Here is a 24199-nt window from a genome sequence, read left to right on the forward strand (position 1 = left end):
TCAATTTTCTCTGTTACCTTACTTAATAATAGCCCTCTCTTCAAAAAATAAAATTGACTTAGGCTTTACATCACGGTGGATATCCCTTACGCTTTTTATGCAGTTGACTAACAGATAAAGCATAAAAATCAAAAACAGCATAAAAGCCAGAGAATAAATACCGCCGCTTACAATTCCCAAAAGCATTCCCGCAAACACGTTGTTTACCAGCTCTAATATGCGTATTCCCCAGCATGCCGCAACGGATAGTATCAAAACCCACAAGCCTTGATTCGCGTAATATTTCGCATTTTCATCCCCTGGGCAGAATACCAGCGGCAGCCAGAAAAGTGTTCCCGCATAGGCGAGTTCACAGCAAAGCTTTGAGTGGCGCATACTCATCACCCCTCATCTGTCTTTTTCGTCAGCCTATGAATTCCTATCGCTCCTAGCGCGAGTATGATAATACCACTGAGAATCATCATTATTTTTTTCATTGTAATACCTCCATATTTAAAATGTGATGTCTTTGAACTGCTATAGAATACTGCCCGTTTATTTGACTTTATTTAATGAATTGTTAATGTAATATTAAAAAACCGCTTGGAATTATCCAAACGGTTTTCTATAACTCTATTCTAACTTTAAATAAATGGTAAACGCAGACCCAATTCCGGGTGAGCTGTCCACCTTAATTTTTCCTCCAAGCAACGTGATAATCTGTTTTACCAATGCAAGCCCCAAACCATTTCCCGCTGTAGCATGGGAGGTATCTGCCTGATAAAACTTATCAAAGATATGTTCTACTGACTTTTTATCCATTCCACAACCAGTGTCTTCCACTGTAATTATTGCAAACTGCTCCTGCTTAATCGCCGTGATATAAACTGTTTTACCCTGATCCGTAAATTTCAGGGCATTGGAGAGAAGATTGTTCCACACAATGTCCAGCAGCTCTTCATCACTGCAAATCACAATGCTCTGATCCAAATCCGCCTCCAAACTGATATCCTTCTCCTCCCATAACTGCTCAAAGCCAAGGGCACAGCGGCTAAGCTGCTCACTGAGGTTAAACGATTTTGCCTGAACGCGTATTTTTTGATTTTCCAAACGGCTCATCTGCAAAATATTTGTTATAAGAATGGACATACGCTTTGATGCCTCACCAATTCTTTCTGCATATTCCCGTCTCTCCTCCTCGCTTAAGTCGCTGCTTTGCAAAATAGTTGCATAATTTTGAATCACAGAAAGAGGCGTTTTCATCTCATGAGAAACGTTGGAAATAAAATCTTTTTTCAATATTTCAGTACTTGCCAACTCTGCCACCATAATATTAAAATCCTCAAACAAAATCTCGAATTCATCCTTTTTCCCGTCACGTCGTCGTGACTTAAGCTGAACTGTGAAATCTCCCTGTGTCACCCGCTTTGCCGCATCGATTAGCAGATGCACAGGCTCAAGCAAATATTTTGTATGAAATGCTGAAAATAAAATAATCAACAGCACACTAATAAATACAAGGTAACCCACCATGGACAACATCGCATAAAATCCTCCGTTGTCCTCATGTTTTACCTGTAAGAAATAAATACCGGTGTAACTGCCGCAAATAATAAGCACTACCCAGAACAAAATAATATAATTGCGCAGACTCATGCTCTTTACATTAATGCGGGTATCAGAATATTCCTTCATAGCGTTACCGCCTTATAACCAAGTCCTCTCACCGTCACAATTTGAAAAGAGTCACAGTCCGCAAGCTTGCTTCGCAGATTGGTAATATGGACATCCACCGTGCGTAGTCCGCTTTCGCTCTCCAATCCATTGAACTCATCCAAAAGCTGGCTTCTGGTGAATGTCCGTTTTGGATAGGACAGAAGCTTAAATAAAATCTGAAATTCGCGGAGTGTCAGCTCAATCGGAACACCAGATATCTCCGCACTGACAGCTTCCTCATCCAAGATCAGATTTCCGATAATCAGCTTCTTTTGTGCCGCAATATTTGCTCGCCGCAAAAGTGCCTGAATATGTAAAATCAACTCTTCCAAATCAATTGGCTTAACCATATAATCATCAATACCGAGACGATATCCTCGTTGTTTGGAAGAGAGATCGTCCTTTGCTGTCATAAACAAAATCGGAATATATTGATTTTGCTGACGAACCATCTGGGCAAATTCAAAGCCATCCGTGCCCGGCATCATGATATCAGAAATAATCATATCATACTGCCCTGCGTACAGGCAGTCATATGCTTCCGTCACATTCAGACAGCCGGTCACTTGATATTGGTAATTGTTTAAATATCTGCATACAGACTGATTTAAATCTTTATCATCCTCCACAACCAAAATATGTATCACACCTTGCACCTCCTCTTTTTTGCAATATTATATGCTTTTATTGTTAATGATTCATTTGAAAATTGTTTCAGCTTTGTTAATGACAATGAGTGCAGTTGAACTTTGTCTCAACTGCACTCATTATAAAAATGGATACATCCGCATTCTTTTATTATATCTTCTTCTGATATCCTTGCAGCTTATACATAATATCTCTCACTAAAAAGCGAGGTGTCACCTTTATCCCAATCGTCAACATAGTATTGCGAAAACCATGCACCGCAACCACTCTATTTTTCATCAACTTACGGTAGCCAAACTCTACGACATTCTTAGCCGTTGCCATTTTGAACGTCTTAAACAGCTTAGAACTTTCGGCTTCTGCCTTCTCTTCAAAGCCTGTTCTTGTCGGTCCGGGGCAGAGTGCCATCGCATGCACGCCGCTCCCCTCAAGCTCCTTCGCGATTGCTTCTGTAAATGAAAGAACAAATGCCTTACTTGCAAAATAGCTTGAAAAAAACGGTCCCGGCTGAAATGCCGCCGTGGATGCCATATTTAAGATATGCCCCTGCCCTCTCTCCATCATCGGCTTCATGAAATATTTTGTCATCTGCATCATGGCAACAATATTTACCTGAACCATTTCATATTGTTTTTCCCAATCACATTCTGCAAATCTGCCGAAATCACCAAAGCCCGCATTGTTAATAAGCATATTAACCTCAATACCCTTTTCAAGTACTTCCTCAAAAATTTCAAGTGCCGCATCCTTTTCGGAAAGGTCCTTTGCTATTACTGTAATTTCAAGTTTTTTAGCATATTTCTTTTGGAGCTCTTTCTTTAGCTGATACAACTTACCCTCACTTCTGGCAACGAGCACCAGACTATATCCTTTTCTTGCCAAAAGATGGGCAAATTCATAGCCCAGCCCACCGGATGCTCCGGTAATCAATGCTGTTTTCATATTGTGGCTCCCTCCTTTTTGTTTACCATTATTATACTTTATGGAAGCCGTTATGCAAGCTTTAACTTTTTTACATCTGAATATTTGCCGTCTGCTCCAACTTTTCACTTGCGTACTGCAGCTCTTTCATCAATCCGAATATATCTTTTATACTGCTGCCTTGCTCTGTTATGGTTGCCAGCATTTCTTCCGTGAAAGCAGATTGCTCCTCTGAAATACCCGCAATGCTTTCCGTTTCTTCCTGTATCTGCTTAAATGTTTTGGCAGTATTTTGAAACATCCTCAATTCCTCAGCTACTTTTTCATCAATCTTTAAAAATGCGGCTTGTATTTTGTCAAAGCTTTCACTTACCTCACTTGCCAGCATCCCACCGTTTTTTACCGCTATGTTGCCGCTTTGCGCCTCGACACATGCTGCCTTTGTCTTATCCTTGATTTCTGCTATTATATTGCCGATGAATCCGACCATTTCCTGACTTTGTTCTGCCAGTTTTCTGACCTCATCTGCCACAACAGCAAAGCCCTTTCCCTGTTCTCCTGCTCGTGCCGCTTCAATTGCCGCATTCAGGGATAACAGGTTTGTCTGCTCCGCAATCTGAACAATGCCTTTTAGAAACTCCGTTACTTCTTCCATACTGCTTTCCAGCTCTGTCACTGTTGACAAAGATTTGCTTACTGCATTGTCTATTAACGCCATTTGGTCACACATCTTTACAATTTTTTGGGAACTGCCTGTCACAATCTCGGACGTCGCAGCGGATACAGCCGACATTTCGTTTGAAATCTGCATATTTTGAGAAAGCTTTAAATCAGTCTCGGTAATCATGCTGTTAATCCCTGCAATGCTTGCCGCCTGTTCTGCAACACCTCTGGCAACCTCCTCCACTGTGGTGACAATTCCGTTGCTCAGTTCAGACACAGAGCTCAGATTTTCATTACAGCCTGTGATGTCCCTTCTAAGCGCCGAGGTATTTACATTGACACTTGTAATGGTCTCCTGCAACTGCTCTAATATACTATTTGCCCTTTTCTCTTTTTCAATTGCCGCGTCAATTAACTCACTGCCCCATTTTGTCACAAAATACATTGCAACTACAGCAAACAAAAACACTCCCAATATTACAACCAGTGCCCCGTCATCAAAACTATTGACCAGATTCATTACCAACGCCGCCATTGTCATAACCGCAAATAGCAGATAAGACTTTACATTAAAGTACATGCTGCTTAAAATAACAACCAACAACAACAGATATATCATATGTACCTGTGTCTCTTTTTCCATTGTTTTATATTGGATAATTAAAAATATCAACGTAGAGCATTGTAAAAAATAACTGGATAAAACAGCATATTTCTTTTTAAAGAACAAAACAGTGGCGATTATAAGCAGAAAAGATAACGGAATTAATGCCATGCTTACTGTAAAATTTCCGGTAAATACGATTACACCGCTATTTAACAGAAGACATATCCATAAAATTATCACCAAGATTTTATTCACTCTATCCCTATGCCGTTCCAAAATACTTACATTCATCTTTTTCTCCTCGCGTATTTTAGTTTTCCAAAAAGTCCGACAATATTTCATAATCACTTTCGTTCATGCACACAATCTTTCCTCTCGCTATCAAGGAGGCATCATTTGCCAGTGATTGCAGAAGCATAGCAGAGAGTAAAGACTTTAAATTTAACACATCACCTTCCTCTGTTTTGAAAAACACATCTTCCTTGCACATTTTAGAATAACTCAATAGTTCCACTAATTTTGCATCTTCTTTTAACCGCATATAATTCCCTCTTTCCTTCTTTGCTTATTTTTATCGTTCCCTTTGCTTACGCCTTACCTTCCGCTTCCTTTCGTCGTTTTGCAAGATCCTTCGTAATTTCAGCCTGTTTGCTTTCCGTCAAATCAAACCACAGCACCGAAAGCATCAATACCGCAAAGACAGCCGGGATAACACTCATTACCATTTTTAAGCCCATAATCGTAAAATTGCTTTGTACTGCTGCACCCTCCGCGTATCCAAACACATGCAATGCTCCTGCCGCAATCGCACCTGACAAGGCCGTGGCAAGGGTCTGCAAAAAGCCTTGAAAAGAGCTCATAAATCCATTGATATTCATACCTGTCTTCCATTCTGTATAGTCAATTGCAGCAGGCATCATTGTTCCCTGTGCCGGATTGGCAAGTCCGCTGAAGAAGCCCATACATGCTACCGTAAATAGGTAAACTCCCATTCCGACCTGGGTCTTCGGCAAAATGATAACAACAGCCATTGACGCAATTGTGACAATTACAAACATAACAAGATTCTTTTTAATTCCTACACGTTTTGTAAATTTTGAACTTAAAATAACACCAACAAGTGTAGGCAGCAACGCAATGATACCGGAAATTGTCAGCAGCATATCGTTGTCAAAATAATATTTAAAATAATAAATCTGTACTCCGTTTCTCAAACCGGTTGTGATATTGATACCAAAAGCAAAAATATATACAATGATTGCTGTCCGGTTTGTCAGGACCGCACCCAGCATTTTCCCAAGCTTTGGACCTTTTTCACCTTTTTTAGGCTGGGTAATATAACGTTCCTTTATCACAACATTCTGCCATATCGCAATCAGTATACTAAGCACCATGATTGCTCCCATAACAACGGAAAAACCTTTTGCATCATCACCGCCTCCAATTAACTTATATAGCGGCTGCACACCTATCTGTGCCAGCAGCGCACCTGCCATAATTGTAAAATATCCAAGCTGTCCCAATGACAATCTGTCCTCAATTTTCTTTGTAACAACAGGCAAAATCGCATTTACGGGCGCTCCTATCATAGACAGGAAAAGACTGTATAACGTATATGTAACCGTAACATAGAAAAGCTTTCCGGTCGCCCCCATATCAAATGTTGTAAAAGTTAAAAATCCGAATATTCCCATAAATAATCCGGTTGCAACCAGCCATGGCTTATATTTTCCCCACGGTGTTGTCAGCTTATCCATCATTATGCCAAAAAAAGGAGTTATCACTGCATCCACGACACGTACTACAAGAAATAAAACCGCCACATATCCGGCATTGATCTTCATAACATCGGTATAGAAGAAAAGCAGGAATAGCTGGATAACCTGAATATGAAAGGTTCCCATACCATTATTGACGCTGCACGCCAGCTTTTCTCCAAGTGAAACTTTTTCATTGTCTATCTCTGTACTTCTATTTTTGTTATTCTTCATCTTGCTCTTCCTTCCTTAATACACCATTTTTATAAATCAGCTTCTTTAATATCACATGCTCCTTATAAAGTCCTCTGCCCTCATAAAGGCACCTCCTCTTTTTAAACATTACGGCTGCTTATATAAATTGACCGTTCCGGTAATGCCGGATAGACTGCTTACTTTTCCTTTGAATATCTTTTTCGCTGCAGTTTCTCGCTCTAATGTTGTCGCCACCTCGATTGAAAGAGTATTTTCCCCTTCTTGCAACAACTCGGTTATATCGTAGCAATATGGCGGCACAATTTGTATTCCGGCACTTCTTTTGTTTACGAATACTTCAACGCCCTCTGCTGCATCACTAACCACAAGCACCATTTTCTCCTTCTCCTTGGCATAAAAGGAATTTTCATACCGCACAAAGCCCGAAAATTTAGGTTTTTCCTTCGCAAGATAATCCGGCAGTAAAACCTCCTTCGCGTCCTTAAAATCAGGATAATCAATACTTCTGCAAATGCTTCGAAGCCATTTGTCCTGAAGCTGCACCCTGTCCCCCTTGACTTGCAAAGGCTTACTCAATAGCTCCTCCTCTGCCTCGTCAAACATAATAATCAGACTCTTTTTCGGCTGCAATTCCACAATTACCTTTGTTCCTTCTTCTGCCTCAATGGTCTCTATCGTTTCCAAACGGTTATCCCATGCATGGTAGGAATAACACTTGCCCTTCATCGGCAGAGATACTGTGCCCTTATAGGTGTTCATACCTTCATTTACAAAATAAAACATATCATTGCCGTTGTTATAATGCAGATAACGAATTCGGTTATCCGCAGGCGTCAGCTCTATTTCCGCTATTTTTCTTTTTCTCAGAAACTCTGTTAATTGCTCAAGCTCCACAACCGGACAGCTTTTCAATTTTTCAAGAATATCGTTGTCTCCGTCATAAATTCCCTCCGGCAATGCTTCTATGAAAACAACAGGAAAATCTTTTTCGCTTAGAGCTGCAATGCTTTTTGCAAGTTCACTTGAAATGTATTGTGCTCTCGGTATCATTAACACTTTGTAACTCTGCTTGTGAACGGTTAGTCCATAATCCAAACCGGTCTTATAGCGTTCCTTTTCCGTAAATACATCAGCAGGAATAAAATCATAATCAATCTGATTATCTGCCAGAATACGGGCAGGCTTTTGCATCAGCATGCATTCCCCGCTCCACTCTGCCTCGGCGTGGTATAAAATTGCCGCAGGTGCAATATGAAAGCCGTCACTAATCAGTTCACAGATTCGATTCATATATCCCATCAGACTGCCAAAATGTCTGTACTGTGCATCATTTCCTCCTGCATAAAAATGGGGCGGACAGTCCTTATCCGGATACGCCTTTGGGCTGAATGCATGGGGAACAAAATGATTCACACCTCGCACCATAAAATGATCCGCTAAATATTTTTCCAACTGTACCCCCGCAGACCACCCATAGTTTCCGAAAATCTCACACATGGTTCTTCCTTTTTTGGCTGGGTCAATTGCTCCATAGGAGGACCCAAGCTTTCCAAGTGCATAGTGGTAAAATTCTCCGTCGTTGATGTATCCCAATGCATGGCGGTTGGCAAAGTCCTCCCCCTGCGGATATACCTGTCCTCCAATGTTATCAATTCCTGCCATATCCTGCCCGGAAAGCCCGCGGTAAAAATGTCCCAGACTAGAGCCGGTGCGGCAGTGCTGATTATTGTCCTCAATTAAATGCCCAATATATTCAACCTTATGCTCACGGCACCAATTCCCTATCTGAAATGAAAAGTTCTTCTCCACAAGTCGGGTGACCGCATCCATATAGGCATAACGCACTTTTGCAGTCGTATGTAAATCTAAACTGTTTTCCCACAACAGCGGAATAAATAACTTCCACTCCTTTCCCAGACGCTTCTCAAGCTCTGCCTCAAGTTCCTCTCCCCAAGGCAAATCCATGTCACTGCCAATTTTATTTCCCATAGCGTAGAGATGGTCGTTTCCAAGCTCCGGCTCGTCTGAAAAAAATCCGGCTATCGTCTTTCCAAATTCTTCACTGTACCTCTCATAATGCGCTTCATAGACCGTATCAATCAATATTCTGCATGATTTCTCATCAAGCATATTGATGTAATTCCGGTGATAGCCGGCATTGCGAGTCAGACAGCTCACCCCTATTTTCCATTCGCCCTCAGGCACCTTCCATTTTAGCTTTCCGCCTTCTACATAATCCGTCAGGTCAACAGGTGCATAGCCTTCCTTATCAAGTCTGTAAGCACTCACATTCAGAAGCTTATCATCATCAAACTTGCGAAAAGGCTTTCCCATAAACATGATAGTTTCAATCATGGTCTTCTTAAATTTGGGGTGTATAAGCTTTTCTATATCAAGGTAAGCACTTTTTCCTGCATCCGGCGCCTTTATTAAGCGACAATATACGCTTTGCCTGCAAAGCTCAGGACTTGCATTTTCCAACGCTCCGTTTGCATAGCCTGATGGGAAATGGCTGTCGTCTAAAATCCACACCTTCATGTCATACTTTTTTGCTTCCTCCAATATGACGTCCATATCTTCCCACCACTTAGGACCGCAAAAATCAGGGTGCGGGCGGCTTTCAACGCAAACTGCCCTGATTCCTGCGCTGCGGATTGCCTGCATGTACTCTCGAAGCACCCCTTCCTCCTCTCCATGCTGCCAAAAAAACGGAAGGATATAGTTATTTTCTTCTCCGGCTAATACTTTACTTATTTTATGGTTCATGTAAAATCCTCCAATCTCCATTCATCACGCCAGCGGATAACAGGCTTTTCTCCCTCCCACTCAACGGGCAGCCACACATAGTTTGCTTTTCTTGTATTTTCGAAGCGTCTTATTTTTTTCATTGGGAGAGGGGTAATCTCCTTCGGAGAACGGTCCGGCTTATAATCCAAAAACCTTCGCTCCATTCCTTTGATAACCTGTTTTGTCAATTTAGCATTTTTTTTACCCGTCTGCCAGCGGTCTGCACACGCAATATACAAGTCTTTACCCGGTATTTTCAGAACACACGAAATCTGGGAATTAAAGGAGGTGTTTGTCTCATCGCCGATATGAGGGTCTCCAAGGTCCACATAGTTCCCATGAAAATTATCAAACATTGCCACTCTGCTCTGGTTTGGAAAATAACCGCTTGTACCCGAAGTAAACAGATATTTCTTTTTGTCTCGCTCAAAAAATGCCGGTGCTTCTCTTGTCCAAGGAGGGAGCAGGTTTTCGTAATGGCTGGAATATTCTTTTGAAACCTCTGTATAGTCCTCTGTAAGAGTAGCTGTAATCAGCTCAAAATGAGGGCGTTCAAAAATAAAATACGCCTTTTTTGTCTCCTCATCGACATGGAGTGTAAAGTCGCCCGTATCCATCTGAAAGGGCTTATACATCTTATGTACAAATTCATAAGGTCCCATAAAGCTGTCTGCCTGCATAACGCTCATAAACTGACTCGTCTGATTTGTGCCTCCTGCCATAATTTTAAGCCATGCAACATATTTTCCTGTCTTTTCACAATATATGATGTGAGGGCGGTCCATGCTGTAGGTGGGATGCAGCGGTGAGCTTAAATCCTTCGGCTCCGGCGGTATAATAAGCCCTTTGTCCTCCCAGTTATATAAATCCTCTGATACATAGCACCTAACTCCCCAATGCCATACCGTTCCAAATGGTCTGGTAAACTCTTTATTTTCTCCATACCAGTAATATAAGCCGTCCTTGTAAAAGACAGAAAACCCGTGAGCCTGAATTCGCTTCCCGTTTGTGTCTAGCCATACCTGACCCGGTTTAATACTTTGATACATCGCTTTTCTCCTCTTCCTATTTACGGTTCTACCTGAATGTTTACGGAAAATGTCTCTGTTTTTTCCCCGCTGACCGTAATCTTACAGTTTCCTGCCGCCTTACTTCGCACAATCGCTTGTGCCCTGCCATAATATGTCGTGAAACTTCCTGTGTGATATTGTTCTTCCGTTCGCGGATTAGCACTTCCAAATGCTAAAAGCTCTCCTCCGTCCACTTCTACCTTCAGTTTACGATCATCATTGCTTTCTACAATTCCATTTTCCCCTGCAATATTTATATTTACATAAAAAACTTTATTCTGATTAACATTCATTTTTTCCGGTTTTATCTGAATTGCATTCTTACCTTTTGCCGAGATTAAAGTGGTTCTGCCAATCTCCTTTTTCTCCATATCATAAGCAATTGCTGTAAGGGTACCCGCCTTGTATTTTGTTTTAAAGATTGCTTTGCATTGTTTTACTTTTTTCAGACCTATTAGCTTATCATTAAGCACTAATTTTACATATGCACTATCTGAATAAATTTCTATCAACGCTTTTTTTCCTTCACAATCCTTCCAAGACCAGGACGGCATAGCATCCGTTCCACGCCAAACCATCTTTTTAGGTTTCTCACCCGAATGATTAACCGGTCTCACATGAATGAGCGGATTATCGTGCAATCCCCAGACCACAGCGGCATAATCAGCCTGAGCTCCTATATTTCCAAGTATATCAATCGTACCTGTATCAGCCAGCAGCCACGGATAAGGCTTATTAAATCTTGCTCCGTCATCACTGTATGCCCATGCACCAAGTCCGACTTCCCCTAAATAATCCCAACAAGTCCAAACAAAATCTCCTATCAGATATGGATATTTTTTTACCATTTCCCAATTTTTATAAATGTCCTGCGGGTATGTTTCTGACCCTACTATCACCCTGTTAGGGTGCAGCTTTCCATCTAATGGATATCTTCCTGAAGAGTAATTATAGCCGGCTATATCTAATACATCCAGGCATGGACTCACTATTTCGTCTGCCTTTTTAGACTTTGCACCATTGTTTATCTTTGTTCCAACCTGAGAAGCAACCAAATTGAAAACGGTGCTGTTCATCTCCTGATCCGCTTTCTTTTCTTTCCCCTGTTCTGATTCCTGATCGGATTTGTAAACGCCCTTTCCTTTGCTTGTGGTATAGAGAAGCCATAAATTAAGACCACAGGTTACCGCGCGATTTGTATCTAGCTTATGGATATATTCTGTCATCTCACGAATTAGCTTTAATCCCTTTTCTTCAACCGGTTCCGTAACTTCATTTCCTATCGAATACATAATAACTGACGGATGATTAAAATCCTTATCTACCATTGCCTTTATATCAGCCAAATAGTGTTTTTCAAAGTGATGGGAATAATCATATTTGGTTTTTTTGCTATACCACATATCCCATGTCTCATCCATTACATACATCCCGTAAGTATCACAAGCATGAAGCATTGCTTTCGAAGCAGGATTGTGTGAAATCCTGATAGCATTATATCCCGCTTTTTTCATTATGCGGATACGGCGCTCCTCTGACTCCCGATAACTCCTCGCTCCCAATATACCATTGTCATGGTGAACACAGCCGCCTCGAAGCAACGTTTCTTTTCCATTTATAAACAAGCCTTTCGGACTCCATTCCACCATGCGGATTCCAAACTCCTCTATCACCTCATCCACAACTGTGCCGTTATCTTTTAAGGTGACACGGCATTCATAGAGGTTTGGAGCTTCATCACTCCAAAGCTTTGCGTTAGGTATATCTAACTCAATGTCATCTCCGCTTCCGTGCGCAATTACTTTGCCGCCATATAAGGTTTCCACGCAAACCTCTTTTCCTGTATGGGCTGTTTCCACCCGAATACGAGGATTACGGTAGGATAAGGTTGTTATTTTGACTCCTTCATGTTCAATATGCTGTTTATCTGCTACGTATAACCACACCGGCCTGTAAATACCGCTCCCTGTGTACCAACGGCTATTCGGGTGTTTCGAATTGTCTGCTGCCACTCGGATTGTATTTTTCTCACCATAATTTAAAAATGGCGCGGCGCTGACCGTAAAGGGAATGTAACCATAAGGGCAGCCGCCTGCTTCCTTACCATTTATATAAACCTTGGCATTCTGATAAACCCCTTCGAACTCAAAAAGTATATATTGTTCTCTCCATTCCTCCGGTACCTCGAAGGTCTTTTCGTAATAATAAACTCCTCCCGGAAAATACGCCCCGCCACTTCCCGATGCACAACTTTGTTCTCTTTTCTCAACAATCATGGCATCATGGGGTAAATCTATTATTTGCGCATTTACTTCCTCTGCCTTTCGAACTGTCCATTGATTATTAAAATCTTGCTTTTTCATCTTATATCCTCATTCTTTATTTCTTATTTATTTCAGTGTTCTTTCCAGTCGCTGTTTAAATCCTCCAGCAGACCGTTCCACACTTCTTCCCCAAGTCCCGGAAGAAACATTTTGAGTGTCATAAGCGTCTGCCCCTGCATTCCTTTTAGCAGAGGAAGTATTTCATCCTTTGTCACACTTTTTCCGATAATGTTTTCTGCCATACCGCTATTTATGATGCCTTCGCAAAGCTCATCCGTGTATGTCTCCATAAAGGTGCTGCCTGCCGAATGTTTCATAATTTCACCAAGGAGGGATTCCATTGTAAATTCCTCCCAAGTATCCAACCGCTGTTCTTCCGTTTTGATTCTGGCTGAAAGGATTACTTCATGTGCTGATCTGCCAATCTGGATTTCATAACTGCCTGCCGGCATATGGAAACAATGTGCTTCTTCGTTCCAGTAGGAAAAATCTCTTTGCTCCAATTGAAATAACACTGTTTTCGTTTCCCCGGGTGCCAGTTCAATTTTATCAAAGCCCCTTAGTTCCTTTATTGGTCTTAAAACTTCACATTCCCTGACCGCAACATAGAGCTGTATGACCTCTTTTCCTATGCATTCTCCTGTATTGGTTACATCAACGGATACGTTGAGAATGTCGCCACTGCAAAATTTCGTCTTATCTACTTTTAAGTTAGAATAGCTGTATTTGGTGTAGGACAAGCCATATCCAAACGGAAAGAGAACATTCTGCTTTTTGCTCTCATAATACCGATATCCTACATAAATGCCTTCCCGATACTCCACTTTGTTTCCCGTTCCGAAATAGAAGAGGTAGGATGGGTTATCCTCAAGCCGCAACGGAAATGTTTCGGGCAGTCTGCCGCTTGGGTTACTCTTACCAAATAGCAGGTTCACCGTCGCTTCTCCGATCGCCTCGCCTCCTAAATACATTTCCAGCACTCCCTTTGCCTTGTCAATCCACGGCATTTCCACCGGGCTTCCATTGTGCAGCACAATAACCATATTAGGCTGTACCTCTGCCACTGCTGCAATTACCGCTTCATGTGCCTCAGGAAGTCTCATATGCTGACGGTCACAACCCTCCGACTCCATATCCGGTGTCAGTCCCACAAATACTACTGCAACATCCGAATCTCGTGCGATTTCTGCGGCCTGCACAAGCATCTCCTTGTCTGTTTTGCTATCTGTATACCCTGCACTGTAGCTTATCCTTGCAACCTCTTGTACTGCTTCCAAGGCACCCATAACACGAGCTGCATTTACCTTTGAACTACCGCCACCCTGATAGCGTGGCTGCTCGGCAAACTGCCCGATAAAAGCTATCTTTTTTGCCGGATTTAAGGGAAGAATCCCCTCTTCATTTTTAAGCAGGACTGCAGACTCTTCTGCCGCATAGCGTGATAGCTCATGTCCCTTTTCCAAATCTGGGTTTTGACCTACTCTATGACCTTCCTCACCCTTTCTTACCAACTCCAAAATATTTATGCAGGCTTCGTCCAAAAGAAATTCGGGAAGCTTTCCTTCTCTTACCGCTTCTGCAATTTTTTCGTCTGTTTCTACCGCCGCAGGCATTGTCAAATCTACTCCGGCGGCAACTGCACCTGCCCGGTTGTGAACGGCTCCCCAATCACTGATGACACAGCCGTCAAATTCCCATTCCTTTCGAAGAATATCCGTCATATACTGTCTGTTTTCAGAGGCATAGGTTCCGTTTATTTTATTGTAGGAACACATAACTGCCCAAGGTTTTACCTTCTTTACTACCCTTTCAAATGCAGGCATATAAATTTCTCGAAGCGTTCTTTCATCAACCTCCGAGGAGGAGGTCATTCTTCTTGTCTCCTGGTTATTAGCCAGAAAATGCTTGACGCACGCGCCTATTCCTTGGCTTTGCACACCTTCTACATAGGCTGCTCCAAGCTCTCCTGCTAAAAGTGGGTCCTCTGAAAAATATTCAAAACTGCGCCCGCATAGAGGGCTTCGTTTTATATTGATACCCGGTCCGAGCAAAACCTGAATATTTTCAGCCTGCCCCTCCTCTCCTAATGTTTCTCCTATTTTTTTCAGAAGAACTCTATCAAAGCTGGCTGCTGTTGCACATTCTGAGGGAAAGCTGACCGCCGGTTTGCTTTCATAAATCCCTAAGTTATCTGTCAGCCCTTCCTGCTTTCTTAAGCCATGTGGTCCGTCTGTAAGCCAGATACTCGGTATATTTAGGCGTCCTACTTCTTTGGTGAGCCAATCTGATGCTCCTGAGCACAGTCCCGCCTTCTCTTCCAATGTCATTTTCGAGACAATGTCTCTTATTTTTTCTTTTTTCATAATGTATTCTATCCCCTTTCAAATTCGCTGTATAAATTTTATAGGTCTTATTACTATAAATCTTACAAATTATCCGCCAAATCGTATATCATATTTATTTCTTTTTTATCACAAAAATGACATCTGCTTTCTTGTTTCAAGAAACCATCTATGCTATACTGATAAAAATAAGCTGTGGAAAAGGGATTTTTATGGAGAAAGTTTTTTATTTATTAGAAAGAATTTATAAGATGACTCATATTCCGATTTATTATATGGATAAGACAGGCGACATCACATTATTTGGCGCAGGCTATGAAGCTTTGGACAATCCGCTTTCCTGCGATGATATCCTACGCAAAAAAATAATGGAAAAGCTGCAATTTAACAGCAATCCCATTTTAGAGTTTGAAGAAAGTATTCTTTATGGTGCGTGTAAGGATACAATGGAAAATATGATTGTTTTGGGTCCTGTCACGACCACTTCCCTTTCCCCCCTTATCCTGAAACGTTATGTTCACCAGCACAATATTAAAAATAATGAATTTCATATTATTACAAAGACAATCAACGAACTAAGTGCCTCGTTGGCTGCGCTTTTCTTTTTGATAACCAGAAAATATATCAATGAAATGGATATTATTACAAATGCAAGCATAAGCCTAGATAACACCTCTCCAAGTACATACCAAGACTATGTATTAACCAGCTCTGAGGAAGATGTGACACGTTTTAATTTCTCTGTGGAAATGGATTTTATGAAGCAAATCCGAAATGGTGACCTTGATTTTGTCAAAAGTCAAATGAACCGTAATCTTGCATCCTTTCAAGAGGACCGCGTTGGCAAGCTCTCCCAGAAATCCTTTAAGCAAAACGAATACATGGCATGTACCGCCATTATTCTTGCTTCAAGAGCTGCAATAGACGGGGGACTTGATTCCCTCACCTCCTATTTGATGAGTGATTTATATTTTCAACAACTCGAAAATTGTAAAGAAATATCTGAGATTTATCGGCTGGTTCAAGATGTTATCTTTCGCTATACAGAACGTGTCAAACAAGTGAAAGAGGAAAAAAGCAGCTTATCCTACGTCGAGCAATGCAAGACTTATATCTATAAGCATTTAAACAAGCGTTTTACAATCGATGATATAGCAAATGAAATCAATATCAATAGCTCTTATTTATCAAGAAAGTTTTCTGCTGCTGAAGGAATGGGCATCGCCCAGTATGCTCAAAAGAAACGCATTGAGGCTGCTGCCAACATGCTTAAATTTTCTGATGAAAGTATACTGACCATCTCTAACTACCTATGTTTTGCGACGCAGAGTCACTTTGGGCGTGTATTTAAGGAACACATGGGTGTAACCCCAAGGGTATATCGGGAGGAGAATATGTTGATTGATTTTAAACCGGTGGGTAAAAGGATTTTCTGATATTTTACAAAAGACCAAGCTCCTTGACCTTACCCAAAATCAATGGTTGTATAAGCGGGTAGGTCCATTCTGTCGGCATTTCATCCGTGATGATTATCTTCTCAATTTCGCTGTGGAGCTCCTTCTCAAATGTCCTGACATCGGCAAAATAGAGCATTCCAAATGTCTCCTCTCCATTTTCAGTGACCGAGTATGCGCAGATACGCCTGATGGCAAAGTCGATGGCTCCTGTCTCTTCGTGCAGCTCTCTTCCTGCCGCCTCGTCAATCTCCTCACCTGGTTCTCTGTGCCCGCCCGGTAACTCGTAGGTATCACGTTCTTTGTGCTTGCAAAATACCCACTTACCTTTATACTTTGCAAATATGACAGCGAATTTAAAGTTCTTTTCTTCTGTTTTTTTATAAAATTTTACTTCCGGCATTTTGTCTCCCCCTCGTCTGAAGCTTCTCTATATCCATTGAATAAATGCAGTCTTATCCTCGCTGTTATAGCCTGCCCGCTCATAAAACTTCAGCGTGCTTTCCTGCTTTGAGCCTGTCAGCAGCATTATTTTATAGCAATTTTCCTTCTGTGCCAGCTCCTTCGCATAATTGAGGCATGCCGTTGCCAGCCCCCTTTTCCGATATGCTTCATGAGTAACCACATTTTCTATAAAGGCATATGGCTGCTGATTGTGTGTCAGGTTCGGAATAATGATACAAACGCAGGAGGACACGATTATCCCGTCCTCGTCCGCAACAATAATATGATGGCTCCTGTCATTTAGAATCTGTCCCCATAACTCGTTTAACTTTTGTGTCGGCTCAGGGATAGGATTGTCATGCAGCTGCATATATAATTCCAGTAAACTCTCTAAATCATCCTCTGTAATCTCTCGTATCAAATTGAGTCCTCCTAGTTTAGCATACTAAATATCAGAATCGCCTGTTGTATTTCAAGTAAGTGTTTCTTAAATTCATAACCTACAAAAAACTGGCTGTCCACCACTTCCACTGATACCTCTTCCCCTCTAAAAAATGGAGGGCAGGGGTTGAGCAAAGCATTACCGTTAGCAAGCTGCATTCGCTTGAATGTAATCTGATAGTCTGCAAATGCCGCCAAATCATTCTTACTCAGTGAATCGGTGCAGATGATATCCTTGCCCGCGATTGCCTCCTCTATATTGTGATAAATCGGGATATCGGACATCTCATATCCCTTGGGGCAGCACTGCTCCATTGAGAATCCCATCAGCCTCGACGCCTCACGCCAAGCCAAACCGATATTTCCTTTTGCTCCGACAAAAAGAAATCGGTCTGCCGTAAAATCCTTTCTGATTTTAGACAGGGCATACAAATCGACAAGCATTTCACACGGATGATTTATGTCTGTCATCGCATTGATAACAGGCATTTTCGCATATTTTGCAATTTGATCCAGCATCGAAATATCCTTATAGCGGACAACAATCCCATCCGTCCAATTATTCAGATAGCTTATCACGTCCTTTATATCCTCTTTTTTATCAAGCGTTTCCGGTGAAAACAAGACAGACTGCCCGCCAAGCAGATAAATTCCTTTTTCAAATGTTACCCTTGTGCGAATGCTTGATTCCGGAAAAAACATGACGATAGTTTTATTTCGCAGAAAATCCTTATAATTTCCCTGCTGTATTTCATCTGCGATATGAAATATTTCTTTTACATCATTTTTTGTATAATCACTTAGACGAATCAAATTTTTCATTTTTCTTATCCCTTACAACTCCTCAACCGTAAAGCTTTCTGTTTTCAAAGCACTGTAATGTCTGCCCTTCACGGCTGTAAATTTTAACACACAATAATCCGGATCGGAAACTCCCTGTGGATAATACATCGTATCTCCGGTCTGCCAGATTTCTTTCTTTATCTTTTCATCCTGTAAAACTTCCATTGTTCCAATCAACATGATCCCCTCATAGCGGAAACGCCCTTTGTTATAAAAGTAAATACTTGCCTTCGGGTTCTTCATAAATTGTTGGGAACGCATGGAAGACGTATTCGTGGAAAAGTAAAAACAATTTTCCTCAATCTTACGAGGCATGAACATTGCCTTCATATTAGGAAAGCCTTCCTCGTCCACAGATGCAATAAAAGCTGTCTTTTGTTTTTGGATAAATCCATAAATCTGTTCCTTTGTTTTCATTGTAAAACCTCCCTTTTTAATAAAATATTATGATAGCTTGTCTGTACGCTCCGCTTGTATCAGAGTATCCAATATTTTAGCAAGATAACACTCGAATTCTTCCTGCTCTTTTCTCGAGAACCCCTGATAAAACAACATATTCATCTGCTGTGATACCGCCTCATATTTTTCCTGCATAGACTTCGCATATTCCGTGAGGGATATGATTGTCTGACGTCGATTGTCAGGATTAATATTTCTGTCTAAAATACCTTTGTTCACCATTCCGTTTACCACAATAGAAACCGTATTTTTCGCGAGTGATGTCTTTTGACTGATTTCACTAATTGTAAGATGATCCGTTTTCCATAGGACAAATAAAATTCGCCCCTGGCCGCCGCTTATTTCAATTCCATTTTCAAGCAATAATTTTTCAAAAATTCTATCCTGGATTTGTTTTATCTGTGTAATGTAAAATCCACCTTTTGTTTCCAACTCATCACCTCGAATCCCATTAGAACATTTCTATATAGAACAATATCATAAACCAGTTAAAAAAGCAATATGAAAGCTGCATATTTATTCCATTATATGGAAATCTTCATTGACATTAATTATAAACCCCAGTAAAATAGTACTATGTGTTTGATTTAGTAATATTGGTTATTATGCATAGCATTATAATAAATAAACATACGAAAGAGGGAAGTACATGAGTAAATTCAAAAAAATCATGGGAGTTTTGGCGCTCGCATTGTGCGTGACCGTTACTACTCCTGCCATCGTTCCAACAACTTCTAATGTAACTACTGTGGAAGCAGCAAAAGTTAAACTGAGCAAAACCAAGGCAACTCTGATCAAAGGGCAAACCTTGACGCTGAAAGTTAATAATACTTCCAAAAAAGTAACATGGTCTAGCAGCAACAAGTCAATCGCAGCCGTTAATAAAAGCGGTAAAATATCTGCGAAAAAAGCGGGTACTGCAACCATTACTGCAAAGGTAAGCGGCAAGAAATATACTTGCAAGATTACTGTTGAGCAGCCTAAAATCAGCCAATCAACTTTATCTGTTGAAAAGGGCAAAACCGCAACGCTTTCCGTAACCGGAAATACCCAGAAGGTAAAATGGTCTACCAGTAATAAAGCGATTGCAACTGTTTCTTCTAAGGGAGTTGTAACAGGAAAGAAATTAGGGAAAGCAAAAATCACAGCTACTGTAAGCGGTAAAAAATATACTTGTACTGTGACTGTTAAAGCGGTTTCTGCTGTCGGTACACAAGCTAATCCGTTATCTGCCTATAATGCGAACACAATTGAATTATATGATTACAACCGTCCGCTTGGCAAAATCCAATTACAGCTTAAGCAATGCATAACCGGCGCAGAAGCAGAGGCTTTGGTGTCAACTTCTTATAAAAAATTTCTTACTGTTCCAGCCGGACATCAGTGGGTTTATATGGTATTCAGTTTGAAATATATTTCAGGAACCAAAGAAATCGATACACTAGATGTTTTATGGTATAATCAGTTTTATAATACTGCTGCCAATAAACAAGTTTCCAGCTATGCAATAGGTCGTACCCCTGAATCAGATTTGATAAATCTTTCTGACCTAAGCCTATATCCTTCGGGCAGTACGGATTTCTATCTGATTTTCACTGCACCAAAGGAGGATTTTCCGCTTACATTCAGAATGGATACCGGTTATGACACAAAGAATTACTCTCGAACCTATACCTGGTTTACAACAAAGCAGTAAATAGATATTTTCATTGCAATTTATTTAGACTATGATATAATCGGTTTATAAATGAATATTTGAAACTTAGAGATAGGACCTTTGAAGCGATTGCTTCTCTGGTCCCTTTCTCTGCACTTTTTTATTTATGGTGACTTCCTATATCTCCCCCTCTAATTTTATAATAATTTTATGCTCTTGTTTGTCCTCTTCCACAATAATAACACCTAATCTTTCCAATTCCTTTATTCTGGTTCTTGTAAACTTCAAAATCTCTGATACTATTTTATCCGTTCGTATTTTAAGTAAATATGGATTACGGATTACCAGTAAATCACCTTTTTGAAAAAGCAGCTCCTTTCCATCCATCCTGTCATTTTGCCTTTTCATCATATATTTTATCTGGGTCCAGTCAACCTCCGCTTTGTTTCGTGCAAAAAACTGACTATCTGTTCCATATTGAAATGCTAAACCGCTGGAATTTCTAAGAAACTCCTCATATTCCTGCCGCAATAGAGACTCTGGTCTGCGTCTTTCATAGACGGTCAAATTGTTCGTATGTTTACATTTTATACATTGATAAATCAGCCATACATCTATTTTATTTCCATTTGCATTCACACGAAAGCAATTTGTATTATGAAACACTGCTTTACTGCCACATCCCGAACAATTTCTTATTATTTTAAAAGCTTCTTGGGGTATTATTGTATATTCTATTTTTCTTAAATAGCTCATTTTGCATCTCCTCTGTAATTTAAAATCGGATTTGCAAAGTGCTATTACATCATCAACAAGATAAAGCTGCCAGTCGCTTTACTTGCCATAAATTGATTTTTATTTGCAATAGCCTTTGCTATGCAAAATAAACTGGTGTAGTCATAAATATTTTCCTCCTAAACTTATTTCTCACCTTATTTTAGAAGACTTTATATTTAGTTCCTACCTCAAACATTTTTCTAAAAAAAATTGAGCCGATACAAAAAATAATTTTTGAACCAGCTCAAACATTATGATGCTTCTTTCATTTTGCGTAAAATACGCTGTATGCTTTTTTCGGATAAAAAATACTTCATTGCTAAATCATGAACTTTATAGCCATCTTGGAAATCCGTAAATATTTTTAGATTTCTATCTTCCAATTCTTGGCGTATCAATGTTTCATTTCCCCACTCTTTTCTCTGATTTTCTTTTCTTGGAATATAAATGTTTTCTCCATCCACATATTTCTGTATTAACTCTATTATTTCCACAGGCAGAATTTCTTCCGCTTTTCTATAGCCCATATTTGCCTCCTAAATTATTATTTCTTTAGGTTAGCAATAGCTATAACAAATTTCATATTCTAAAATTGCAATAGCTAGTGCTATGCAAAAATAACAAATTTTCTCATAAAAAGACGTCCTCCTGTAAAATTATTTAAACGGTTGCTTTAGGTAATACTAGACCATATAATCTGTTATTCCCAGACGATTTCCGAAGGGATCTTCAAATTCAACAGCATATCCTGTCCTTATTTTAAATGGTTCTGATAAGAAAACAATTCCCTTTTGTTTCATCTCTTCATATTTTACCATAACGTCTGAGACTTCAAACCAGATTGTCGGCTTTAAATCCTTAAATTTGCTTTCATCTTTCAGAATAATCGCAGGTTCTTCACTTCCAACGTTGTACGCAACCACTCCATTATCACTAAAATCAAATTTCATCTGTAATCCTAATAATTCTCCATAATATTGTTTTGCCTCTTCCATATCATTGACAGGAAGAAAAAAGTTATCAAAGTTTTTCATGTTATTCTCCAATCTACTGTTATATCTCTCCTATGTGCTGCCATTTTTATTTCTAACTCATTGTCTTTCTTTTGTAGTTCAACAAAAATATCCTATGATTTTATAATATTTTCCTCCTCATAGATAAAGATGCCGAATTTATAGAAAAGACTCGGATTAGAATTAATTTATTTATATAAATCTTCAACTAATGCAATAACATTTTGATACCATTCTTGCGGCGGTTGTTGTTCTGGCATTTGACGATAAAAATATGCTATTTTTTCCCTTACCTGCAAGTCAAATAAATAGCCTTTTTCCTTATAATCCGGCAGCTTCGCTTCCATTGCTTTTTGAAGCCCTTCCCGCGTTCGATAAAACTTATTCCATGCCTCGCAGCTACAAGGATTTTTTATATCAAGAATATTGCAGTGCCCTTCAAAAAAGGCATCCAGATTCATCCTAGCCCTATACAACAGCCCTTTTACAGCTTTCGGTGTAATGTCCAATATATCAGCCACCTCACTAATTGATAAGCCAAACATATCGATTAAGGAAAATGTGATTCTTTGATTCAAGGAAAGTTTTCTTGACATAGCTAAAAAGCATCCATTTCTCAGCTTTACGATTTCTTCACTCATCTGAATTTCATCAACTACTATCTGTTGGACATCGGTCAGTAAATCCGAATCATTTTCCAATGCTTCCATATTGCCTATGTAATCAATGTTTTCACGTGTTTCCTTTCTTACCATCATTTTAAATTCATTCACGCAAATTACATGTAGCCATTTCTTTAGAGCCGCAGGCTCTTTTAAATTCACAAGATGCTTCCATGCCTTAATAAAGGTTTCTTGTGCCAGATCCTCCGCTTTTTCGGGTTTCCCGGATAGTTTCAGCGCTAAATTATATACATAACTGCCATATTGTTCTAGCACTGATTCAAGCGCAGGAATTTGATTCTTATATCTTTTATCTGCTGGTTTTTTTGCATTTTTAGGAATTAACCATATACGACCAAAACGTTCCACATCAGATATACGATTTTCTTCACACAATTTTTGTATTCTCCGCTCTGAAATTTTCCATTTTACAGAAGCTTCCTTCACTGAAATATAATCCATTCTTACCTCCTTGCAATCAATATAAGAACATTATATTCGTTTAAACGAATAATAGCAATTCTGATATTAATATACGTCAATAAGAATATAAATTTTCTTCGACAATATATCACATATTTACATAGGGATTTATATATCTTTTTCTCTCCTTCTTAAGGATTTCATGGCTTACAGCTTCCTCCGGACAAATTTGTATACATCTCATACATTGTTTACAGCTGCTTCCCCAATTTAACTCATTTTCGAAAATAGAAATATTTTTACCCGGGCAATTTTTAATACACTTTAAACACTTAATACATCTGTCATTTGCATAGAAGCCTTGTCCCAGAATGGAGAAATTCTCAATTTTTTTTAGTGAATGTGTTTTATATAACCTAGAAATAAGATTAGCTTTTATCAGTTTCTTTTGTAAATTATTACTGTGCATATCTTCATTAATTTTTTTGATTTTTATTTTAGCTTGATTTAAAATCAGAGTTTGAAGTTTTTGGGGAAACGCACCATATTCCAAAATATAGTTTCCTGGCATTTTGACCTTATATTCTTGAATTGTTTTGTCTCTAAAACTTGTTATATCTCTAAAATTCTCAAAGACAAAACCAGTGTTTCCAGAATAAGAGGCAATAAAAAAAACATTGCAAATATTTTTTAAATCCATACCCTTTATGAAATCAATACATATTTGAGGTAAATGATTGTAATAAACTGGAAGAACAAAACCAATTCTTTTATAATCATTTAGATCATATTCTTTATAATTTAATAAAGAATCAATTTGCATAACATCCTTATCCCTTGCCAGCGAAGCAAGTTCGCTTGCTATATAGTATGAGTTTCCAGTACCGGTAAAATAAAATAATATAGTTCTCATAGCGCCTCCAAACTTTATACTTTTACTCCAAATAGTCTAAAGTTATAATAATGGAAGTTAAGACCTTTGTCAACTATTTAGAA

At 39.6% G+C, this 24199-nt stretch carries 23 protein-coding genes; 2 read left to right on the top strand and 21 right to left on the bottom strand.

Going from position 1 to position 24199, the window contains the following annotated elements; translation table 11 throughout:
- Nucleotides 1-18: 18 nt before the first annotated feature.
- From CTY48_RS02095 to CTY48_RS02145, 11 genes are all read right to left on the bottom strand, one after another.
- Complete coding sequence (locus CTY48_RS02095; protein WP_099466865.1) at nt 19-381, bottom strand: hypothetical protein; 363 nt, start codon at nt 379-381, stop codon at nt 19-21.
- Nucleotides 382-612: 231 nt separating this feature from the next.
- A complete protein-coding gene (locus tag CTY48_RS02100) occupies nt 613-1674 on the bottom strand; it encodes a HAMP domain-containing sensor histidine kinase (RefSeq protein ID WP_099466866.1) in 1062 nt (353 codons plus the stop codon).
- On the bottom strand, nt 1671-2342 hold the full coding sequence (locus CTY48_RS02105; protein WP_099466867.1) for a response regulator transcription factor: 672 nt from the start codon (nt 2340-2342) through the stop codon (nt 1671-1673). The genes CTY48_RS02100 and CTY48_RS02105 overlap by 4 nt, the downstream gene beginning before the upstream one ends.
- 151 nt (nt 2343-2493) lie before the next feature.
- Entirely contained in the window at nt 2494-3285 is a 792-nt protein-coding gene (locus CTY48_RS02110; RefSeq protein ID WP_099466868.1) for an SDR family NAD(P)-dependent oxidoreductase, read from the bottom strand.
- A gap of 70 nt (nt 3286-3355) precedes the next feature.
- The gene (locus tag CTY48_RS02115; RefSeq protein ID WP_180272614.1) at nt 3356-4825 is read right to left on the bottom strand and encodes a methyl-accepting chemotaxis protein; all 1470 of its coding nucleotides are present in this window, start codon (nt 4823-4825) and stop codon (nt 3356-3358) included.
- Between the two features lie 19 nt (nt 4826-4844).
- A complete protein-coding gene (locus CTY48_RS02120) occupies nt 4845-5075 on the bottom strand; it encodes a hypothetical protein (RefSeq protein ID WP_099466870.1) in 231 nt (76 codons plus the stop codon).
- Between the two features lie 46 nt (nt 5076-5121).
- Nucleotides 5122-6525, bottom strand: coding sequence for an MFS transporter (locus tag CTY48_RS02125; protein ID WP_099466871.1), 1404 nt, complete (start codon nt 6523-6525; stop codon nt 5122-5124).
- A gap of 108 nt (nt 6526-6633) precedes the next feature.
- Nucleotides 6634-9273 carry a glycosyl hydrolase gene (locus CTY48_RS02130; protein ID WP_099466872.1) on the bottom strand — a complete coding sequence of 880 codons (2640 nt, stop codon included), beginning with the start codon at nt 9271-9273 and terminating at the stop codon, nt 6634-6636.
- Entirely contained in the window at nt 9270-10343 is a 1074-nt protein-coding gene (locus CTY48_RS02135; RefSeq protein ID WP_099466873.1) for a family 43 glycosylhydrolase, read from the bottom strand. Before CTY48_RS02135 ends, CTY48_RS02130 begins: the two co-directional genes overlap by 4 nt.
- 20 nt (nt 10344-10363) lie before the next feature.
- Nucleotides 10364-12727, bottom strand: coding sequence for a glycoside hydrolase family 2 protein (locus CTY48_RS02140; RefSeq protein ID WP_099466874.1), 2364 nt, complete (start codon nt 12725-12727; stop codon nt 10364-10366).
- A 32-nt stretch (nt 12728-12759) separates the two neighbouring features.
- On the bottom strand, nt 12760-15051 hold the full coding sequence (locus CTY48_RS02145; protein ID WP_099466875.1) for a beta-glucosidase family protein: 2292 nt from the start codon (nt 15049-15051) through the stop codon (nt 12760-12762).
- A gap of 191 nt (nt 15052-15242) precedes the next feature.
- On the opposite strand from CTY48_RS02145, the gene CTY48_RS02150 reads away from it, so the two are divergent.
- On the top strand, nt 15243-16466 hold the full coding sequence (locus CTY48_RS02150; protein WP_180272615.1) for an AraC family transcriptional regulator: 1224 nt from the start codon (nt 15243-15245) through the stop codon (nt 16464-16466).
- 4 nt (nt 16467-16470) lie between these two features.
- On the opposite strand, the gene CTY48_RS02155 is transcribed toward CTY48_RS02150, so the two are convergent.
- Genes CTY48_RS02155 through CTY48_RS02175 form a run of 5 tightly spaced genes read right to left on the bottom strand, consistent with a single transcriptional unit; the run spans nt 16471 to nt 19103 of the window.
- The gene (locus tag CTY48_RS02155; protein WP_099466877.1) at nt 16471-16887 is read right to left on the bottom strand and encodes an NUDIX hydrolase; all 417 of its coding nucleotides are present in this window, start codon (nt 16885-16887) and stop codon (nt 16471-16473) included.
- 27 nt (nt 16888-16914) lie between these two features.
- Nucleotides 16915-17349 carry a GNAT family N-acetyltransferase gene (locus CTY48_RS02160; RefSeq protein ID WP_099466878.1) on the bottom strand — a complete coding sequence of 145 codons (435 nt, stop codon included), beginning with the start codon at nt 17347-17349 and terminating at the stop codon, nt 16915-16917.
- An 11-nt stretch (nt 17350-17360) separates the two neighbouring features.
- Nucleotides 17361-18191: an ornithine carbamoyltransferase gene (locus CTY48_RS02165; RefSeq protein ID WP_099466879.1), complete on the bottom strand. Its 831-nt coding sequence runs from the start codon at nt 18189-18191 to the stop codon at nt 17361-17363.
- A 12-nt stretch (nt 18192-18203) separates the two neighbouring features.
- A complete protein-coding gene (locus CTY48_RS02170) occupies nt 18204-18629 on the bottom strand; it encodes a pyridoxamine 5'-phosphate oxidase family protein (RefSeq protein ID WP_099466880.1) in 426 nt (141 codons plus the stop codon).
- 27 nt (nt 18630-18656) lie between these two features.
- Nucleotides 18657-19103 carry a MarR family winged helix-turn-helix transcriptional regulator gene (locus CTY48_RS02175; RefSeq protein ID WP_180272616.1) on the bottom strand — a complete coding sequence of 149 codons (447 nt, stop codon included), beginning with the start codon at nt 19101-19103 and terminating at the stop codon, nt 18657-18659.
- 217 nt (nt 19104-19320) lie between these two features.
- Between CTY48_RS02175 and CTY48_RS02180 the strand changes: the two genes are divergently transcribed.
- On the top strand, nt 19321-20367 hold the full coding sequence (locus CTY48_RS02180) for an Ig-like domain-containing protein (RefSeq protein ID WP_236354695.1): 1047 nt from the start codon (nt 19321-19323) through the stop codon (nt 20365-20367).
- Between the two features lie 138 nt (nt 20368-20505).
- Here CTY48_RS02180 and CTY48_RS02185 read toward each other — a convergent pair whose 3' ends face one another.
- The 5 genes from CTY48_RS02185 to CTY48_RS02210 form a co-directional block, all read right to left on the bottom strand.
- Nucleotides 20506-21084 (bottom strand): DUF1062 domain-containing protein, encoded by a 579-nt coding sequence (locus CTY48_RS02185; protein WP_099466882.1) that lies wholly within the window; start codon nt 21082-21084, stop codon nt 20506-20508.
- Nucleotides 21085-21356: 272 nt separating this feature from the next.
- Entirely contained in the window at nt 21357-21632 is a 276-nt protein-coding gene (locus CTY48_RS02190) for a CD3324 family protein (RefSeq protein ID WP_099466883.1), read from the bottom strand.
- Nucleotides 21633-21788: 156 nt separating this feature from the next.
- On the bottom strand, nt 21789-22139 hold the full coding sequence (locus tag CTY48_RS02195; RefSeq protein ID WP_099466884.1) for a VOC family protein: 351 nt from the start codon (nt 22137-22139) through the stop codon (nt 21789-21791).
- Nucleotides 22140-22306: 167 nt separating this feature from the next.
- Nucleotides 22307-23242 carry an RNA polymerase sigma factor gene (locus CTY48_RS02200; RefSeq protein WP_408609832.1) on the bottom strand — a complete coding sequence of 312 codons (936 nt, stop codon included), beginning with the start codon at nt 23240-23242 and terminating at the stop codon, nt 22307-22309.
- A 109-nt stretch (nt 23243-23351) separates the two neighbouring features.
- Nucleotides 23352-24116: an EFR1 family ferrodoxin gene (locus tag CTY48_RS02210; RefSeq protein ID WP_099466885.1), complete on the bottom strand. Its 765-nt coding sequence runs from the start codon at nt 24114-24116 to the stop codon at nt 23352-23354.
- Nucleotides 24117-24199: the final 83 nt, after the last annotated feature.

The organism is Konateibacter massiliensis (genome assembly GCF_900184995.1).
Classification (GTDB): Bacteria; Bacillota; Clostridia; order Lachnospirales; family Lachnospiraceae; genus Lachnotalea; species Lachnotalea massiliensis.

Bases quoted from the DNA above. Each gene is read 5' to 3' on its own strand.
- CTY48_RS02170 (WP_099466880.1), bottom strand. From the start codon at position 18,629: ATGAAAACAAAGGAACAGATTTATGGATTTATCCAAAAACAAAAGACA.
- CTY48_RS02120 (WP_099466870.1), bottom strand. From the start codon at position 5,075: ATGCGGTTAAAAGAAGATGCAAAATTAGTGGAACTATTGAGTTATTCT.
- CTY48_RS02115 (WP_180272614.1), bottom strand. From the start codon at position 4,825: ATGAATGTAAGTATTTTGGAACGGCATAGGGATAGAGTGAATAAAATC.
- CTY48_RS02145 (WP_099466875.1), bottom strand. From the start codon at position 15,051: ATGAAAAAAGAAAAAATAAGAGACATTGTCTCGAAAATGACATTGGAA.
- CTY48_RS02125 (WP_099466871.1), bottom strand. From the start codon at position 6,525: ATGAAGAATAACAAAAATAGAAGTACAGAGATAGACAATGAAAAAGTT.
- CTY48_RS02150 (WP_180272615.1), top strand. From the start codon at position 15,243: ATGGAGAAAGTTTTTTATTTATTAGAAAGAATTTATAAGATGACTCAT.
- CTY48_RS02195 (WP_099466884.1), bottom strand. From the start codon at position 22,139: ATGAAAAACTTTGATAACTTTTTTCTTCCTGTCAATGATATGGAAGAG.
- CTY48_RS02100 (WP_099466866.1), bottom strand. From the start codon at position 1,674: ATGAAGGAATATTCTGATACCCGCATTAATGTAAAGAGCATGAGTCTG.
- CTY48_RS02165 (WP_099466879.1), bottom strand. From the start codon at position 18,191: ATGAAAAATTTGATTCGTCTAAGTGATTATACAAAAAATGATGTAAAA.
- CTY48_RS02210 (WP_099466885.1), bottom strand. From the start codon at position 24,116: ATGAGAACTATATTATTTTATTTTACCGGTACTGGAAACTCATACTAT.
- CTY48_RS02110 (WP_099466868.1), bottom strand. From the start codon at position 3,285: ATGAAAACAGCATTGATTACCGGAGCATCCGGTGGGCTGGGCTATGAA.
- CTY48_RS02140 (WP_099466874.1), bottom strand. From the start codon at position 12,727: ATGAAAAAGCAAGATTTTAATAATCAATGGACAGTTCGAAAGGCAGAG.
- CTY48_RS02095 (WP_099466865.1), bottom strand. From the start codon at position 381: ATGAGTATGCGCCACTCAAAGCTTTGCTGTGAACTCGCCTATGCGGGA.
- CTY48_RS02200 (WP_408609832.1), bottom strand. From the start codon at position 23,242: ATGGATTATATTTCAGTGAAGGAAGCTTCTGTAAAATGGAAAATTTCA.
- CTY48_RS02155 (WP_099466877.1), bottom strand. From the start codon at position 16,887: ATGCCGGAAGTAAAATTTTATAAAAAAACAGAAGAAAAGAACTTTAAA.
- CTY48_RS02180 (WP_236354695.1), top strand. From the start codon at position 19,321: ATGAGTAAATTCAAAAAAATCATGGGAGTTTTGGCGCTCGCATTGTGC.
- CTY48_RS02190 (WP_099466883.1), bottom strand. From the start codon at position 21,632: ATGGGCTATAGAAAAGCGGAAGAAATTCTGCCTGTGGAAATAATAGAG.
- CTY48_RS02185 (WP_099466882.1), bottom strand. From the start codon at position 21,084: ATGAGCTATTTAAGAAAAATAGAATATACAATAATACCCCAAGAAGCT.
- CTY48_RS02135 (WP_099466873.1), bottom strand. From the start codon at position 10,343: ATGTATCAAAGTATTAAACCGGGTCAGGTATGGCTAGACACAAACGGG.
- CTY48_RS02130 (WP_099466872.1), bottom strand. From the start codon at position 9,273: ATGAACCATAAAATAAGTAAAGTATTAGCCGGAGAAGAAAATAACTAT.